Annotated in this window: 15 protein-coding genes; 9 read left to right on the forward strand and 6 right to left on the reverse strand. The window is 71.7% G+C overall.

What is annotated here, in order from left to right; genetic code table 11:
* Positions 1-17 precede the first annotated feature (17 nt).
* Positions 18-1,160: a CaiB/BaiF CoA transferase family protein gene (locus ACWDZ7_RS03830; RefSeq protein ID WP_451794555.1), complete on the reverse strand. Its 1,143-nt coding sequence runs from the start codon at positions 1,158-1,160 to the stop codon at positions 18-20.
* A gap of 290 nt (positions 1,161-1,450) precedes the next feature.
* Here ACWDZ7_RS03830 and ACWDZ7_RS03835 point away from each other — a divergent pair, with 290 nt between their 5' ends.
* On the forward strand, positions 1,451-2,674 hold the full coding sequence (locus ACWDZ7_RS03835) for a saccharopine dehydrogenase family protein (RefSeq protein ID WP_451794557.1): 1,224 nt from the start codon (positions 1,451-1,453) through the stop codon (positions 2,672-2,674).
* A gap of 51 nt (positions 2,675-2,725) precedes the next feature.
* On the opposite strand, the gene ACWDZ7_RS03840 is transcribed toward ACWDZ7_RS03835, so the two are convergent.
* Positions 2,726-4,180 (reverse strand): glyceraldehyde-3-phosphate dehydrogenase, encoded by a 1,455-nt coding sequence (locus tag ACWDZ7_RS03840; protein WP_451794558.1) that lies wholly within the window; start codon positions 4,178-4,180, stop codon positions 2,726-2,728.
* A 115-nt stretch (positions 4,181-4,295) separates the two neighbouring features.
* Positions 4,296-4,994 carry an endonuclease V gene (locus tag ACWDZ7_RS03845; RefSeq protein ID WP_451794559.1) on the reverse strand — a complete coding sequence of 233 codons (699 nt, stop codon included), beginning with the start codon at positions 4,992-4,994 and terminating at the stop codon, positions 4,296-4,298.
* A 149-nt stretch (positions 4,995-5,143) separates the two neighbouring features.
* Between ACWDZ7_RS03845 and ACWDZ7_RS03850 the strand changes: the two genes are divergently transcribed.
* From ACWDZ7_RS03850 to ACWDZ7_RS03865, 4 genes are all read left to right on the forward strand, one after another.
* Entirely contained in the window at positions 5,144-5,659 is a 516-nt protein-coding gene (locus ACWDZ7_RS03850) for a hypothetical protein (protein WP_451794560.1), read from the forward strand.
* A gap of 73 nt (positions 5,660-5,732) precedes the next feature.
* Entirely contained in the window at positions 5,733-7,166 is a 1,434-nt protein-coding gene (locus tag ACWDZ7_RS03855; protein ID WP_451794561.1) for a flotillin family protein, read from the forward strand.
* 60 nt (positions 7,167-7,226) lie between these two features.
* Positions 7,227-7,700 (forward strand): N-acetyltransferase family protein, encoded by a 474-nt coding sequence (locus ACWDZ7_RS03860; RefSeq protein WP_451794562.1) that lies wholly within the window; start codon positions 7,227-7,229, stop codon positions 7,698-7,700.
* 10 nt (positions 7,701-7,710) lie between these two features.
* The gene (locus ACWDZ7_RS03865) at positions 7,711-8,010 is read left to right on the forward strand and encodes a YciI family protein (protein WP_451516032.1); all 300 of its coding nucleotides are present in this window, start codon (positions 7,711-7,713) and stop codon (positions 8,008-8,010) included.
* Here ACWDZ7_RS03865 and ACWDZ7_RS03870 read toward each other — a convergent pair.
* The gene (locus ACWDZ7_RS03870) at positions 8,007-9,143 is read right to left on the reverse strand and encodes a WD40/YVTN/BNR-like repeat-containing protein (protein ID WP_451794774.1); all 1,137 of its coding nucleotides are present in this window, start codon (positions 9,141-9,143) and stop codon (positions 8,007-8,009) included. The two genes, ACWDZ7_RS03865 and ACWDZ7_RS03870, sit on opposite strands and share 4 nt — an antisense overlap.
* 252 nt (positions 9,144-9,395) lie before the next feature.
* Here ACWDZ7_RS03870 and ACWDZ7_RS03875 point away from each other — a divergent pair, with 252 nt between their 5' ends.
* Entirely contained in the window at positions 9,396-9,812 is a 417-nt protein-coding gene (locus ACWDZ7_RS03875; protein ID WP_451794563.1) for an SsgA family sporulation/cell division regulator, read from the forward strand.
* An 89-nt stretch (positions 9,813-9,901) separates the two neighbouring features.
* Here the strand turns inward: ACWDZ7_RS03875 and ACWDZ7_RS03880 are convergent, their stop codons facing one another.
* Complete coding sequence (locus ACWDZ7_RS03880) at positions 9,902-10,600, reverse strand: GOLPH3/VPS74 family protein (protein WP_451794565.1); 699 nt, start codon at positions 10,598-10,600, stop codon at positions 9,902-9,904.
* A 119-nt stretch (positions 10,601-10,719) separates the two neighbouring features.
* Positions 10,720-11,646, reverse strand: a complete 927-nt coding sequence (locus ACWDZ7_RS03885) for an SMP-30/gluconolactonase/LRE family protein (RefSeq protein WP_451794566.1) — start codon at positions 11,644-11,646, stop codon at positions 10,720-10,722.
* 94 nt (positions 11,647-11,740) lie between these two features.
* Here ACWDZ7_RS03885 and ACWDZ7_RS03890 point away from each other — a divergent pair, with 94 nt between their 5' ends.
* From ACWDZ7_RS03890 to ACWDZ7_RS03900, 3 genes are all read left to right on the forward strand, one after another.
* A complete protein-coding gene (locus ACWDZ7_RS03890) occupies positions 11,741-12,208 on the forward strand; it encodes an Lrp/AsnC family transcriptional regulator (RefSeq protein WP_451794776.1) in 468 nt (155 codons plus the stop codon).
* Positions 12,209-12,460: 252 nt separating this feature from the next.
* The gene (locus ACWDZ7_RS03895) at positions 12,461-14,104 is read left to right on the forward strand and encodes an ABC-F family ATP-binding cassette domain-containing protein (protein ID WP_451794567.1); all 1,644 of its coding nucleotides are present in this window, start codon (positions 12,461-12,463) and stop codon (positions 14,102-14,104) included.
* A gap of 10 nt (positions 14,105-14,114) precedes the next feature.
* Positions 14,115-16,478 (forward strand): ATP-binding cassette domain-containing protein, encoded by a 2,364-nt coding sequence (locus ACWDZ7_RS03900; RefSeq protein ID WP_451794568.1) that lies wholly within the window; start codon positions 14,115-14,117, stop codon positions 16,476-16,478.
* Positions 16,479-16,505 lie beyond the last annotated feature (27 nt).

The raw sequence follows: 16,505 nt of genomic DNA on the forward strand, positions 1-16,505 counted from the left end.
CCGTCAACATGTCGTGGTCAGCATGGCTTCGGCTCTCGTGCGAGGGCCGGCACGTCCCAGTCCCGGGCCACCTCGGCGGTGTCGGCGCCGGGCCGCGCGGGGCCGGTGCGCACGCGCGTGGGCGTCGCGGAGAAGCGGGGCGCGGGGGCGGGCTGGGTGATGCCGCCGTGGTCGGTGAAGGTGCCGCGCGCGGCGAGGTGCGGGTGGGAGGGGGCCTCGCGCAGGGACAGCACCGGGGCCACGCAGGCGTCGGAGCCCTCGAAGACGGCCGTCCACTCCTCGCGCGTACGTTCCTTGAAGCGGGCGGCGACGGCCTCGCGCAGCTCGCCCCAGCGGGTCAGGTCCTTGCGGGCCGGGGCCACCTCGGCGAGGCCGAGCAGCGCGATGAACTCGTCGTAGAACTGCTGCTCCAGGGAGCCCACGGCCATGTAGCCGCCATCGGAGGTCTCGTAGGTGCCGTAGAAGGGGCAGCCGCCGTCGAGGAGGTTGGCGCCGCGGCGGTCCTGCCAGCCGCCGGCCGCGAGCATGCCGTGGATCATCGCGGAGAGGTGCGCCGCGCCGTCGACGATCGCGGCGTCCACGACCTGCCCCTCGCCGTGCACGCGCGCGTGGGTGAGCGCGGCGAGGATGCCGACGACGAGATAGAGCGAGCCGCCCGCGTAGTCGCCGACGAGGTTCGCGGGGATCGCGGGCGGCTCCCCGTCGTTGCCGATCATGCCGAGGGTGCCGGTGATCGCGATGTACGCGATGTCGTGCCCGGCGGTCTGCGCGAGCGGCCCCTCCTGGCCCCAGCCGGTCATCCGGCCGTAGACGAGCCGCGGATTGCGCGCGTGGCAGGTCTCGGGGCCGACGCCGAGGCGCTCGGCCACGCCGGGCCGGTAGCCCTCGATGAGGATGTCGGCGCGCTCGGCCAGGTCGAGGACGTGTGCCGCGCCGTCGGCGGCCTTCAGGTCGATGACCACGGAGCGCTTGTTGCGGTTGGTGACGTCGTACGCCGGGTCGACCGCGAGGCCGCCGCCGCCCGGGCGGTCCACGCGTACGACGTCGGCACCGAGATCCGCCAGGAGCATGGCCGCGAACGGGCCGGGCCCGATGCCCGCCAGCTCCACCACGCGCACCCCGGCGAGCGGGCCTTCAAAGCCCTTGCCTGGCACTGCCATTGAGCCCCCAGCGCTATGACACAATTGATGTAACACCAGTGATGCTAAGAACGTGTTCCACTGCGCACAAGCCCCTGGCGAGCAAGCGCTTAGCCAATCTTGGGCCCCCGGGGGCTCGCGGCCTCGCGGCACCTGGCCTGGACGCATGGATTCCGTACTGGTCAGCGCGTGTCTGCGGTGCGGTCCGCTCCGGGGGTGCGGGCGGCGTCGGGGTGTCGGCCCGGCTCCTGGCGGCGCACGCTAGCCTCGGCCACCCAACGACCGCACGGGGCGCACGGCGGAGAGGTGCCATGACCAGTCAGCACAGCGAGAGCGACGGCAACACCGACATCGGCGCGAAGAGGGATCGCGCGTACGACATCGTGCTCTTCGGAGCGACCGGCTTCGTGGGGGTGCTCACCGCGGAGTATCTCGCGGCGCACGCGCCCGAGGGGCTGCGGTGGGCCATCGCGGGGCGCGACACCGCAAAGCTGGAGCGGCTGCGCGAGCGCCTGGCCTCCCTCGACCCGGCCTGCGCCGAACTGCCGGTGGTGCGTGCCGATGTGGCGGACCCGGCCTCCCTGCGGGAGATGGCCGCCCACGCGCGCGTGGTCGCCACGACCGTCGGCCCCTACCTGACGTACGGGCAGGAGCTGGTCGGCGCGTGCGCGGAGGCGGGCACGGACTACGTGGACCTGACGGGTGAGCCGGAGTTCGTCGACCTCATGTATGTGCGGCACGACGCCCGCGCGCGGGAGACCGGTGCGCGGCTCGTGCACTCCTGCGGCTTCGACTCGATCCCGCACGACCTGGGGGCGTACTTCACGGTGGGCCAGCTGCCGGAAGGCGTGCCGCTGCGGGTCGACGGGTTCGTGCGGTCCAACGGGCAGTTCTCCGGCGGCACCTTCGCCTCCGCGCTCAACCAGCTGGGCCGGGGCCCGCAGATGCTGGCCGCCGCGAAGGAACGACGGCGCCACGAGCCCCGCCCGACGGGCCGCAAGGCGTACGCCCCGCCGAGTGCGCCGAGGTACGCGGGCGAGGTCGGCGCCTGGGCGCTGCCGCTGCCGACGATCGACCCGCAGGTGGTGCAGCGCTCGGCGCGGGCCCTTGAGCGGTACGGGCCGGACTTCCGCTACCGGCACTACGCGGCCGTGAAGACGCTGCCGATGGCCATCGGGGGCCCGGTCGCCCTGGGCGGTCTGGTGGCGGCGGCTCAACTGCCGCCCGTGCGCCGGTGGCTGTCCGGTCGGCTCAAGCCCGGTGAGGGGCCGAGCCAGGAGCGGCGGGCCGAGACGTGGTTCTCGGTGCGGTTCGTCGGCGAGGGCGGCGGCAAGCGCGTCTTCACCGAGGTCTCGGGCGGCGACCCCGGGTACGACGAGACGGCGAAGATGCTGGCCGAGTCGGCGCTGTGCCTCGCCCTGGACACCCTGCCGCCGTCCTCGGGGCAGGTCACCACGGCCGTGGCGATGGGCGACGCGCTGCTGGCACGGCTGAACGCCGCGGGGCTCACCTTCCGGGTCGCGGCGGTGCGCTAGGGCGAGCCCGTCGGGTGCCCAGCCCGCGTGGGGCGGGGCACCCGGCGTGGATCAGGCGACCGGTACGGGGTACGTCGGGTACTCGACCCCGGAGACGTACTGGACAACGCGGATGACCTGGCACGAGTAGCCGAACTCGTTGTCGTACCAGAGGTAGAGGATCGCGTTGTCGCCGTCGACCTTGGTCGCGCCGGCGTCGACGATCGAGGCGTGGCGCGAGCCGATGAAGTCGTTCGAGACCGCGTCGGGCGCGCTGGTGAAGTCGATCTGGCGCTTGAGCGGCGAGGTCAGCGACACATTGCGGAGGTAGTCGAGGACCTCCTCGCGGGTGGCCTCGCGGCCGAGCGTGAGGCTGAGGATCGCGATCGAGACATCCGGCACCGGGACACGGATCGAGCTGCCGGTGATGGGCGCCTTGAGGTCGGGCAGCGCCTTGGCGACGGCGGAGGCCGCACCGGTCTCGGTGATCACCATGTTGAGCGGCGCAGAGCGGCCGCGGCGGTCGGCCTTGTGGTAGTTGTCCAGGAGGTTCTGGTCGTTGGTGAACGAGTGGATGGTCTCCACGTGGCCGCGCAGCACGCCGTACTCGTCCGCCATCGCCTTCAGCGGCGGGACGATCGCGTTGGTGGTGCAGGAGGCGCAGGACAGGATCCGCTCGTCCGGCTTGATCATGTCGTGGTTGACGCCGTGCACGATGTTGGGCACGTCGCCCTTGCCCGGGGCGGTCAGGACGACCTTGTCGACGCCGGGGCGCAGGTGCTTGGAGAGGCCCTCGCGGTCGCGCCACTTGCCGGTGTTGTCGATGAGGATGGCGTCCTTGATGCCGTACGCGGTGTAGTCGACCTCCGAGGGGTCGTTCGCGTAGATCACCTTGATCTCGTTGCCGTTGGCGACGATCGTGCTGTTCGCCTCGTCGACGGTGATGGTGCCCTGAAACTGGCCGTGGATGGAGTCGCGGCGCAGCAGCGAGGCCCGCTTGACGATGTCCTCGACGGCCCGCTCCCCTCCCCCGCGTACGACGATGGCGCGCAGTCGCAGGCCGTTGCCGGAGCCTGCCTTCTCGATGAGCAGGCGGGCGACGAGGCGGCCTATGCGGCCGAAGCCGTAGAGGACGACGTCACGGCCGTCGCGGCGCTCGATCTTGTTGGCGCCGGTGGCGCCGGCGACGGCCTCGGCGGTGAACTCGGCCACCGACAGACCGCGGTCGTCGCTCTTGTACGTCGCGGCGAGCATGCCGAGGTCGATCTGCGACGGGCCGAGGTCGAGCGTGGTGAGAGCCTGCAGGAAGGGCAGCGTCTCGGTGACCGACAGCTCCTCGCCGGCGATCTGCCGGGCGAAGCGGTGGGTCTTGAGGATGCTGACCACCGACTTGTTCACCAGGGAGCGGCTGTGCAGCAGGACCGTCACGTCCCGCTCGCGGTGCAGCTTCCCGATGAGCGGGATCATCGACTCCGCGATCTCCTCGCGGTTCTTCCAGTTGGTGAACGAGTCGTCGTTGACAGTCACAGGTTTCTCTTTCGAGCTAGGCGGCGCTCATATGCTAACCCGCTCCTCTTCTGACCTTTCACCGGGCCGCTTCACGGACTTCACCCGGCCGCTGTACGCGCTTTATCCGCCTGCTTCACGCCCTGCATCCGGCCGCCTCCCGCAGGGCGGCCCGGCACAGCGCGTCCGCGCGCCGCGTGGATTCCGGGAGGCGGTAGCGGGGAGTGAGGCGCAGCGCGTGCTCGCACGCGTTGGGCAGCGTCACCCGGTGGCCCGCCGAGACGAAGACCGGTTTCACGCCCTCGCGGGTGCGCAGCGCCCTGCCCACCTCCTCCGCGCCGTCCAGCAGGGGCGACGCGCTCCCCCGCGGCGCGGCCGGAGCCTCGTACGCGAAGGTGAAGGGGTTCTTCGCGACGCCCATCGTCGCCAGTCCCGTCAGGACGCCAAGGTGGCTCGCGAGGCCGAAGCGGCGCGGGTGCGCGACGCCGTAGCCGTCGCAGACGACCAGGCCCGGGTCGGCCGTGAGGCGGGAGAGCGCGGTGAGCACGGTGGGGATCTCCCGGAAGGCCAGCAGGCCCGGCACGTAGGGGAACGCCACGGTGCCGACCGCCGTCGCCTCCTCGATCACGTCCAGCGTCGCCGCGTCCAGCACGACGACGGCCGCCGCGACGACGTCCCGCTCGTCGTCGTACGCGACGTCCACCCCCGTCACGTGTCCGGTGCCGGGCGGCGGGCCCGGTTCGTCGAGGACGACGCGGGCGCGCAGCCTGTCCTGGACGGCGCGCGCGGCCTTCTCGTCGGTGGGCCAGTCGGAGGGCAGTGGGTAGCTGATCATCGTGCGGGCCAGCCTAGTTGGGGGCGCGCGGAGCCGACCGGCATCAAGAACGCGTAAAGACTGCCGGAAGCAGGCAATGTGAGTACTCGTATCGGCATGTCATGATCTCTCCGTACCGAGGTGAACGGCATGACGGGGGAAGTGATCCGATGACGGTCTTTCTGGTTCTCGGCATCGCGGGGATCGTGCTGCTGGTGCTCTCGCTCGTCCTCGACGGAGTGCTCGAAGGGCTCTTCGGGGGAGCGGGCGTGCTGGACGGGCTCTTCGACGGGCTCCTTTCACTGCCGGTCGTCGCCGGGTTCGTGTCGATGCTCGGCTTCGGCGGAGCGATCGTGCTCGGCACGACTGGTCTCGGCGCGGGCCCCGCCACTGTCGCGGGCGCCTGCGCCGGGGCCGGAGCGGGCTGGCTCACCTTGAAGCTGACCCGCGCCCTGATGCGCGACCAGAGCGCGCCCACGCCGCGCGGCGACGACCTCGTCGGTACGGCGGGCTCCGTCGTGACCGCGATCCCGGCCGACGGCTACGGCGAGGTGCTGCTGCGCCTCGCGGGCCAGCCCGTGAAGTTCGCGGCGCGCAGCTCCGCCGCCGTGGCGCGGGGCACCGAGATCTGGGTCGACGCGGCCCTTACGCCGACCTCGGTCGCGGTACGGCCCGTGGAGCGCTGACCCGCGCGGCTCCGCGACCGACCACCATCCTGTAACCGATCTGCCGTCCCCGGGTGGCAGGGGGGAAAGCACTATGAGTCCAGTCCTGACCGCCGTCATCGGAGTCGTCGTACTCCTCGTCCTGTTGGCGCTCGTCGTCATCACCCGCTACAAGGTCGCCGGGCCCAGCGAGGCGTTCATCGTGACCGGGCGGCGCGGCAAGAGGTCCACCGATCCGGACACGGGCCGCGTCATGACCGACAACAGCGGCCAGAAGGTCGTGGTCGGCGGCGGCGTGTTCGTCGTGCCGTTCGTGCAGCAGAAGTTCACCCTCGACCTGTCCTCGCGGCACATCCCGATCGCGGTGCGCGGCGCCGTCACGCTGCGCGGTGTGAAGGCCAACCTCGAAGGCGTCGCCATCGTGAAGGTGGGCGGCACCGAGGACTCCATCCGTGCCGCCGCGCAGCGCTTCCTCATGCAGCAGGACGGCATCGTCGGCTTCACCCAGGAGGTGCTCTCCGGAGCGCTGCGCTCCATCGTGGGGCGGATGTCGGTGGAGGACATCATCCGGGACCGCGCCGCGTTCGCCGGGCAGGTCGCCGAGGAGGCCGAGGCCAGCCTCTCCGGGCAGGGCCTGGTCCTGGACGCCTTCCAGATCCAGGACATCACCACCGAGGGCTCCTACCTGGAGGACCTCGGGCGCCCCGAGGCCGCCCGCGCCAAGCAGGAGGCGGACATCGCCGAGGCCGTGGCGCGCCGCGCCGCCGAGCAGGCCCGTCTGAAGGCCGAGGAGGAGATCGCGATCGCCCAGCGGACGTTCGCGCTCAAGCAGGCCGAGATCAAGGCCGAGACGGACGAGGCCGCGGCGCGCGCCGCCGCCGCGGGTCCGCTCGCCGAGGCCGCACGGCAGCAGGACGTCCTGTCCGAGCAGGAGAAGGTCGCCCAGCACCAGGCCGCCCTGACCGACCGCGAGTTGGACACCAAGGTCCGCAAGCCCGCCGACGCCGCCCGCTACCAGGCCGAGCAGGAGGCGGAGGCCCGCAGGATCGGCCTGGTCAAGCAGGCCGAGGCCGACGCCGAGCGGGCCCGCCTCACCGGTGAGGGCGAGAAGGCGCACCGTGCCGCGCTCGCCGACGCCGTACGTCTGGAGGGCGAGGCCGAGGCCGCCGCGATCGGCGCGAAGGGCGCCGCCGAGGCTCAGGCCATGCACAAGAAGGCCGAGGCGTTCGCGCGGTACGGCGACGCGGCGGTCCTTCAGATGGTCGTCGAGGTCCTGCCGAGCGTGGTCGCCAAGGCGTCCGAGCCGCTCAGCGCGGTGGACAAGATGACGGTCATCTCCACGGACGGGGCGAGCCAGCTGTCCCGCACGGTCGCCGACAACGTCGCCCAGGGCGTCGAACTCCTCAGCTCCACCACGGGAGTCGACCTCGCCGAGCTGCTCAAGGGCCTCACCGGCGGCAAGACGTCGGCCCCCGCCCCGGCCGCGGCTCCCGCCCCTGTGAACGGCCGGATCGACGTGACGGACTAGCGTCGCGCGCACGTAGCGTCGCGCGAACGACAGTGTCAGGCCACGAGCGATACTTCGATCATGAGTCGGACGATCATGAGCTGGACACTGCGTTCCGCGACGACCGCGGACATGGAGCCCATCGCCGAGCTGCGGGCGACGGTGATGCGACCGGATCTGGAGCGGCTCGGCCGGTTCGATCCGCACCGGGTGCGGCAGCGGCTGCGGGACTCCTTCTCCGCCGAGCACACCTCGGTGATCGAGACGGGCGACGCCTTCATCGGATGCGTCACCCTGCGGCCCGCCGAGGGCGGGCGGTGGCTCGAACACTTCTATCTGGCGCCGGGGTCCCAGGGGCGGGGCCTCGGTTCCGCGGTCCTGCGCTCGCTGCTGGAGCGGACCGACGCCGAGGGCGTGACCGTCCGTCTGGACGTGCTGCGGGGCAGCGCCGCCCGGCGTCTTTACGAGCGGCACGGGTTCACGGTGGAGGACGAGGACCCGGTGGACGTGTTCATGGTGCGGACGCCGGGCGCCACCGCCGGACGCCCCGGGTAGCCTCACGATCATGTTCATCCTCGAATTGACCTATACCGCACCCCTCTCCGCCGTCGACGAGCAACTGGCGGCGCACGTGGCCTGGCTCGACGAGCAGTACGAGGCCGGGGTGTTCATCGCCTCCGGGCGCAAGAACCCGCGTGACGGCGGCGTGATCCTCGCGGTCGCGGACGACCGCGCGCGGATCGAGGAGATCACCGCCGCGGACCCGTTCGTGCTGGCCGGGGTCTGCGCGTACCGCGTCACCGAGTTCATCGCGACGAAGACGGCGCCGGCGCTCGCCCCGTACCGCGAGCAGCTGCCCGCCTAGCGGAGGCCCGGCCGACCGAGGCCCGGCCGACCGGGGTCAGCCTCCAGGCGGGCGATCCGCCCCTTCTCACCGGACGCCCAGCAGCCCCGGTCCTCGGCGCAGTCCACGGTGTCGTACGACCCCGGGTCGACCGTCCGCCAGCTCCGGCCGCCGTCCGACGTGACGTCGGTGCCCGTCGGGCCGACCGCGAGGGCCGTGGCGCGGCTGTGCGGCAACCACGTGACGCCCGAGCGGTAGGCGGGCGGCGGCTGCCCGGCCGTCGTCCACGTGCGCCCGCCGTTCCGGGTGAGAGCCGCCGCCTTCGGTGAGGTCTGGTCGGGGCGGTAGTCGCCGCCGACCGCGATGCCGTGCGTACGGTCGCGGAAGGCGAGGCCGAAGACCCCGCGCGCCGGGTCGCCCGCCGGGATCGGCGCGTCGGTGGCCGTCCAGGTCAGGCCCCGGTCGGCGGAGTGCAGGACACGCGCGCGGGAAGCCCCGCCGGTGGCCAGCCACACGTCGCGCGGCCCCGAGGCCACCAGACACTGGCCGCTCGCCGCGAAGGCGGCCTCGCCCTCCTGCGCGGCCGGCATGCCGGTGCTCGGCAGGACCTTCCAGGAGCGGCCCCCGTCGGCGGTGGACAGGATGCGGTACCTGCCGTCGACCGGATCGCTCACCGCCAGGCCGTGGCGGCGGTCGAAGAAGGTCATGCAGTCGTAGAACGCCTTCGCGTCGGTGTTACGGAAGGACTCCGTCCAGGTCGCGCCGCCGTCGTCGGTGCGCAGGACCCGCGACGCCTCGCCCTCGCCGATGGCGAGGACCACCGCGCGCCGGCCGTCAAAGGACTCCACGTCGCGCAGTTCGAGAGCGGCGCCGCCCGGTGGGACCGGTGGGGACACATCGCGCCAGGTACTGCCTCCGTCCGACGTACGCAGCACCGTTCCCTTGGACCCGGCCACCCAGGCCGTGCGCCGGCTGACGGCGGCGAGGCCGCGGAAGCGCGCGTCGGTGCCGCTGTCCTTGAGCTGCCAGCCCGGACCCCTGCCGGGGGTGCGGTCCTGCCCGTCCGGCCGTGCGGTCGCGTGCGCCGCGCTCACGGTCGCGGGCGCCGCGAGAACGGCCCCGGCGAGCGCCGCCCCGCAGAGTCCCGCCAGCATCGCGCGCCTCATCGACTTCGACTTCCCCATGGCCCTCATGGCGGGCGAAGCTAGCCGACGCGCCGGGCCCCGTCCAGATGGCCTGAAGGCGCCCCCCACACGACGGGGGCCGGGAACCGCGGGCGCCTCCACGGTGTCGCGGTGACAGAGGTCACTCGGTCTCACCCACCCGGCGTGTGCACGGATTCCGTCATTCCGTCGTCTATTCAAGTGCCGACCCCAGTCGTCCAGCAGTCAGTGAGGGAGCAGGCGTTGTCCACCGTCATCGAGCAAGCCGTAGAGGCCCGCCTGGTCGCCGCCGCGCCGCGGATGCCGACCATCCCCGCAACACTCCACTACGACCGGCGGGACCCCTTCGCCGTGCGGATGAGCTTCCCCGCCCCCGCGACCCTGGAGGGCGTCGAGGTCTGCTGGACCTTCGCCCGCGAGCTGCTCACCGTCGGCGTGGAGCGCGCGGTGGGCGACGGCGACGTGCGCGTGCGACCGTACGGCTTCGACCGCACGGTCGTGGAGTTCCACGCGCCCGAGGGGACGGCGATCGTCCACATCCGCACCGGGGAGCTGCGCGGCTTCCTGCACCGCACGACGGCGCTGGTGCCGGTCGGCCAGGAGCACCGCCACGTCGACCTGGACCAGGACCTGGTGGAGCTGATGCGGGACGCGTGCTGAGGCGCTGACATACGTCGGTGAGCGCCCGCCCCACCGGGCCTCCCTCAGCCGCCGACCACCTTGAACAGCAGCCCTCGTTCCCCACCGCCTCAGTCCCCGCCGCCTCCGTCGCCGCCGCCCGACGAGCGCGCCATCTCGGCGGAGGCGACCGCCGAGGCATGTGCCTTGCGGAGGTTGCGCATCAGCGTCCGCAGCTCCGGCGAGGCGCTGCCGCCGCGGTCGGTCAGCTCCGCGAGCCGGTCCTTGTGCCGCCTGCGGTCCTTGCCGCTGACGAGCGTGCGCGTCTTGCCGGTGGCCGCGCATACGACCAGCGCCGCGTCGCTCGGCGCCACCTCCGTGACCGGCCGGTCGCCGCGCAGCGCGGCCAGCGCCTCCGCGTGGAGCGTCTCGGCGTATCCGACGCGTTCCAGTTCCCAGGTCCGGGACGGGAAGAGACCAAGGATGCGTCTGCGCTCCATGCGCAGATAGCCGTGGGCGGTCAGCTGGTCGCGGACCGCGGCGAGCGTGTCCCGGGAGCGGTACGTCATCCAGCCGCGCCACTTGCGCGGCTTCGACCGCTCGACCAGGTCGACGAGGGCGTCCAGCACGGTGTCCCCGGTGCGGGCGCCGACGACGGGCATGACGACACCGCCGCCCGTCTCGACGAGCAGGCCGCGCTGGGCGAGTTCGGCCAGGGCCCCGGCGCGGATCGCGAGGTGGAGGTCGGGGCCCCCGGTGAACTTGCCCCGGTCCGTGTTCCACGCCAGCAGGAAGAGCCTCGCGGGCAGGGACAGCGTGCTGTGGTGCACGGCGCCTCCTCTCATGCCCTTCAGGGAGCGATAGGCGGTCGCCTCCGGTGAGCGGTGAGCCGGTACCACTGAACGATAGCGGCGCGGGCCGCCTCATCGACCGGCTCGGTGCCCGCGCGTCAGCGCCGCACCCGCGGCAGCCCGGTGACCGCCATGACCACCGAGTAGAGCGAGGTCGACGCGGTGATGAACAGGCGGTTGTTCTTGGGGCCGCCGAAGGCGATGTTCGAGACCGGCTCCGGGATGTTGAGGCGGCCGATGAGCGTCCCGTCCGGGTCGTAGCAGTGCACCCCGCCCTGGATGGCCGCCGCCCACAGCCGGCCCCCGTCGTCGAAGCGGAGGTTGTCGAAGTGGCTGACGCCGTCCGTGGTCCTGGCGAAGACCTCCCCGTCGGAGAGCGTCCCGTCGTCGCGGACGTCGAAGACGCGGATGACGCCGTCCCGCGTGTCCGAGACGTACAACTGCCGCTCGTCGGGCGAGAAGACGAGCCCGTTCGGGGCCCCGAAACAGTCCGCGACCAGGCGCACCTGACCCGTGTCCGGGTCGATCCGGTAGACGTTGAGGCCGTCGATCTCGGGCTCGGCGCGGAAGCCCTCGTAGTCGCTGGTGATCCCGAAGTCGGGGTCGGAGAACCACACCGAGCCGTCGGAGCGTACGACCGCGTCGTTCGGGCTGTTGAGCCGCTTGCCGTCGTAGCGGTCGGCCAGCACGGTGATCCTGCCGTCGGGCTCGGTGCGGGTGACCCGGCGGTTGCCCTGCTCGCAGCTGATCAGCCGGCCCTCGCGGTCGAGCGTGTTGCCGTTGATGTGCCCGGCCGGGGAGCGGAAGACGGAGACCGCTCCGGTCGTCTCGTCCCAGCGCAGCAGCCGGTCGTTGGGGATGTCGCTCCAGATCAGCTGGCGCCAGGCGGGGAGGTAGAGGGGTCCCTCGGCCCAGCGGCAGCCGCCGTACAGCTTCTCCAGGCGGTCGTCGCCGTTGGCGCACCGACCGGTGCGGAACCGGTCGTCCAGAATCTCATACAGCGTGGTGTCGTCGGTGCCGGACATGCCTACCCCCAGGCGCTCGCTGACTGAATCTCATACAGTCACGGTGGACTATGTCAGAACCGTATATGGTCATGCCATGGGGATGGTGCATGACGTGGACGACATCGACCGCAAGTTGATCGCGGTCCTCCAGCAGGACGCGACCACCGCGTATGCCGCGCTCGGCAAGGAGGTCGGTCTCTCCGCGGGCGCCGCCCACGAACGGGTGCGCAAGCTGCGCGAGCGGGGCGTCATCCGGCGCACCACCGTCGACGTGGACCCGGCGGCGCTCGGCCGCGGCGTACTGGCCTTCGTGATGGTCGAATCGACGGCCTGGATGGGAGATTCGGCCGAGGCCTTCGCGGCGATCCCGGAGATCCAGGAGGCGCATGTCATCGCGGGCAGCGCCGCGGTGCTGGTGAAAGTGCGCGCCGCGACGACGGAGCAGCTGCAGGACGTGCTGCGCAGGCTGTACGCGATCGACGGCGTGAGCGGCACGCAGGCGACGGTGGCCCTGGAGACCTTCTTCGAGCGGCCGGTCCCGCCCGCCGCGCCGAGCGGCGGCGCCGCGATAAAACGTTGACAGAGGATTCGGGGCTTCCTACCGTGTACAACGGTTCTGTTGCCGTCGACAGGAGAAGGACGTTGCTCGTCTGAGGTCATGAGACACCGCGTCACGCAGCTTTCGCTGCCGTGTACGCCGCGTGCGACCTCGGCATACGAGCCGTCCCGTCCCCCGGCACAGGCCTTCTCTCATTACCGGCCTCGCCCCGCCGCGGTGTCTCGAACGCGTTGCCCCTGACCGCGCTCCACACCACGCGACCGCGAGGCCCGTATGTCTACTTTCCCCACCTCCATCACCTGCACGTCGCTCGCCTTCGCCTGGCCCGACGGAACGGGCGTCTTCGACGGCCTCCAGGTGGCCTTCGGACCCGGCAGGACCGGACTCATCGGCGTCAACGGCTCAGGGAAGTCAACGCTGTTGAAGCTGATCGCCGGTGAGCTGACACCCACCGAGGGCGCCGTCAAGGTCACCGGCGAGGTCGGCCATCTGCCGCAGAACGTCACCCTCGACACCGGGCTGCGCGTCGACGAGGTGCTCGGCATCGCCGCGACCCGCGCCGCGCTGCACGCCATCGAGGCGGGCGACGTGCGCGAGGAGCACTTCGCGGCCGTCGGCGACGACTGGGACGTCGAGGAACGCGCCCGCGCCACCCTCGACCAGCTCGGGCTCGGCCACATCGGCCTCGATCGCACCACGGGCGAGGTCTCGGGCGGCGAGTCGGTGCTGCTGCGCCTGGCCGCGCTGCTTCTGCGCCGGCCCGACGTCCTGCTGCTCGACGAACCGACCAACAACCTCGATCTGTACGCCCGTCGGCGCCTGTACGCGGCCGTCGAGGCGTGGACCGGAGTTCTCGTCGTGGTCAGCCACGACCGCGAACTCCTCGACCTCGTCGACCAGATCGCCGATCTGCGCGAGGGCGGGGTCAGTTGGTACGGCGGCAACTTCAGCGCGTACGAGGAAGCCCTCGCCACCGAGCAGGAGGCGGCGGAGCGCATGGTGCGCGTCGCCGAGTCCGACCTGAAGAGGCAGAAGCGCGACCTGGCCGACGCGCAGGTCAAGTTGGCCCGCCGCAAGCGGTACGGCCAGAAGATCCAGGACAGCAGGAGCCAGCCGAAGATCTTGACGGGCGCCCGCAAGCGCGCCGCCCAGGAGTCGGCGGGCAAGCACCGCATCCTGCACGAGGAGAAGCTCGCCGAGGCCAAGGAGCGCCTCGACGACGCCGTGGAGGCGGTGCGGGACGACGACGAGATCCGCGTCGACCTGCCGCACACCCTGGTCCACCCGGGGCTCACCGTCCTCACTCTGAGCGGTCTCGAACTGCGCTACGGCGCCCGTGTGCGGGGCGAGTTCGAGCTGCGCGGCCCCGAGCGGATCGCGCTGATCGGACGCAACGGCGCGGGCAAGACGACGCTGCTGCGCACCATCGCCGGGGAGCTGGACGCGGTCTTCGGCGAGGCGCGGGCGCACGTACCGCTGCGCTTTCTGCCGCAGCGCCTCGACGTGCTCGACGACGAGCTGACCGTCGCCGAGAACGTGGCGTCGTACGCCCCTGACGCGACCAACAACCGCGTCCGGGCGCGCCTGGCCCGCTTCCTGTTCAAGGGGGCCAAGGCCGATCAGCGAGCGGCGACCCTCTCGGGCGGCGAGCGGTTCCGGGCGGCGCTCGCGGCGCTGCTCCTGGCCGAGCCCGCGCCGCGGCTGCTCATGCTCGACGAGCCGACGAACAACCTCGACATGGCGAGCGTGAAGCAGCTGTCGACGGCCCTGGAGTCGTACGAGGGCGCGCTGATCGTGGCCAGTCACGACCTGCCGTTCCTGGAGTCCATCGGCATCACGCGGTGGCTGCTCCTGGACGGCGAACTGAAGGAGATCACCCAGGAAAAGAAGACAGAGGCTGTCGGGTATTCCGATTAGCTTCGCGTGTATGCACCAGGACACGCGACAGCACACCCGACAGGACGCACGACAGGACGCACGACAGGACGCACGACAGAGCACGCACCAGCACATCGCCATCGTCGGAGCCCGTGAGAACAACCTCAAGGAAGTGGACCTGCGCATCCCAAAAGGCCGCCTCACGGTCTTCACCGGGGTGTCGGGGTCCGGGAAGTCGTCGGTCGTCTTCGACACGATCGCGGTCGAGTCCCAGCGTCAGCTGAACGAGACCTTCACCTGGTTCGTGCGCAACCGGCTGCCGAAGTACGAGCGGCCGCACGCGGACGCCATCGAGGACCTCTCGCCCGCGATCGTCGTCGACCAGAAGCCGATCGGCGGCCACTCCCGCTCCACCGTGGGCACGATGACGGACGTCTACTCCGTGATCAGGGTGCTCTTCTCCCGGCACGGCACGCCGAGTGCGGGCCCGGCGACGGCGTATTCGTTCAACGACCCGTCGGGCATGTGCCCCGAGTGCGACGGCCTCGGCCGCACCGTGCGGCCCGACTACGACCGCATCCTCGACCCGGCCAAGTCCCTGGCGGACGGCGCGATCCTCTTCCCGCCGTTCGCCGCGGGGACCTGGCAGGGCCAGACGTACACCAACACGACCGGCCTCGACACGCACAAGCCGGTCGGCCGTTTCTCCGACGCGGAGCGGCAGTTCCTGCTGCGCGGTGGCCGCGGAAAGGTGAAGGTCAACGTCGACAACACCGGCGGCGCCCGGGACATCGACTACGAAGGGCTCGCCGACCGCTTCGAGCGGCTCTACCTCAACCGCGACCTGTCCGCGCTCTCCCAGAAGACCCGCGACCTGGTGCGGGGTTTCCTCGTCGAAGGCGCCTGCCCGTCCTGCCGCGGGGCGCGGCTCAACCCGGCGGCGCTCGCCACACGCGTCAACGGCCTCGGCATCGCCGACTGCACCGGGATGGAAGTCACCGACCTCATCAAGGAGTTGGGCCGTATCCACGATCCGGTGGCGGGCCCGATCGCCGGGGCCGCCGTCGCCGCACTGGAGCGGATCGAGGCGATCGGGCTCGGCTATCTCAGCCTGGACCGCGAGACGTCCACGCTCTCCGGCGGCGAGGGGCAGCGCCTGAAGATGGTGCGCCATCTCGGCTCCAGCCTCACCGGCATGACGTACATCTTCGACGAGCCGAGCGTCGGCCTGCACCCGCGTGACGTGGGGCGCCTGAACGACCTGCTGCTGCGGCTGCGCGACAAGGGCAACACCGTCCTGGTCGTCGAGCACGACCCGGACGTGATCGCGGTCGCCGACCACGTCGTCGACATGGGACCGGCGGCCGGCACCGACGGCGGCCTGGTCGTCTTCGAGGGGACGCCGGAGGAGCTGCGGCAGGCGGACACCCTCACCGGACGCCACCTGCGCCGCGTCAGGACCATCAAGGAGAGGCCGCGCGAGGCGACCGGCGGACACTGGATCAAGGGCGCCGATCTGCACAACCTCAAGAACGTCAGCGTGCGCGTGCCGACCGGGGTGCTCACCGCGGTCACCGGCGTCGCCGGATCCGGCAAGAGCACGCTGGTGTCGAAGGCGTTCACCGCGGCGCACCCGGACGCCGTGGTCGTCGACCAGTCGTCCATCGGCATCTCGGGCCGCTCGACCCCGGCGACCTACCTCGGGATCATGGACACGGTGCGCAAGCTCTTCGCGCGGGAGACGGGCGCGAAGGCGAGCCTGTTCAGCTTCAACTCCCATGGCGCGTGCGAGCGTTGCCAGGGGCGCGGGATCATCTACAGCGACCTGGCGTTCATGGACCCGGTGACCACGACGTGCGAGGCGTGCGAGGGGCGGCGCTTCAAGGACGAGGTGCTGCGCCTCACCGTCGACGGCCGGTCCGTCGTCGACGTGCTGGAGATGACCGCCGGGCGGGCGCTTGACTTCCTCGGCCGCTTCGACGACCCGGCGGTACGCCGACGCCTCGGCGCCCTGCGGGACGTCGGGCTCACCTATCTCACGCTCGGCCAGCCGCTCAGCACCCTGTCCGGCGGCGAGCGCCAGCGCATCAAGCTGGCCACGCGGCTGCACCGCACCGGCACGACGTACGTCCTGGACGAACCGACGACCGGCCTGCACATGGCGGACGTCGACGGGCTCCTCGCGATGCTCGACCGGCTCGTCGACGCCGGGAACACGGTGCTCGTCGTCGAGCACAACCTCGACGTCGTCAAGCACGCGGACTGGGTCATCGACCTCGGCCCGGACGGCGGCAAGCACGGCGGGCGGATCGTCTTCGAGGGCACTCCGGCGCGGCTCCTCCAGGCACGGGGGTCGTTCACGGCGGATCACCTCCGGGGCGCTCTGGGCCTGGAAGGGGACCGCGCCGCATGATGTGCGGCACTGCCCCGCCCCCCTGAG

Source organism: Streptomyces sp. NPDC003032 (assembly GCF_053591415.1).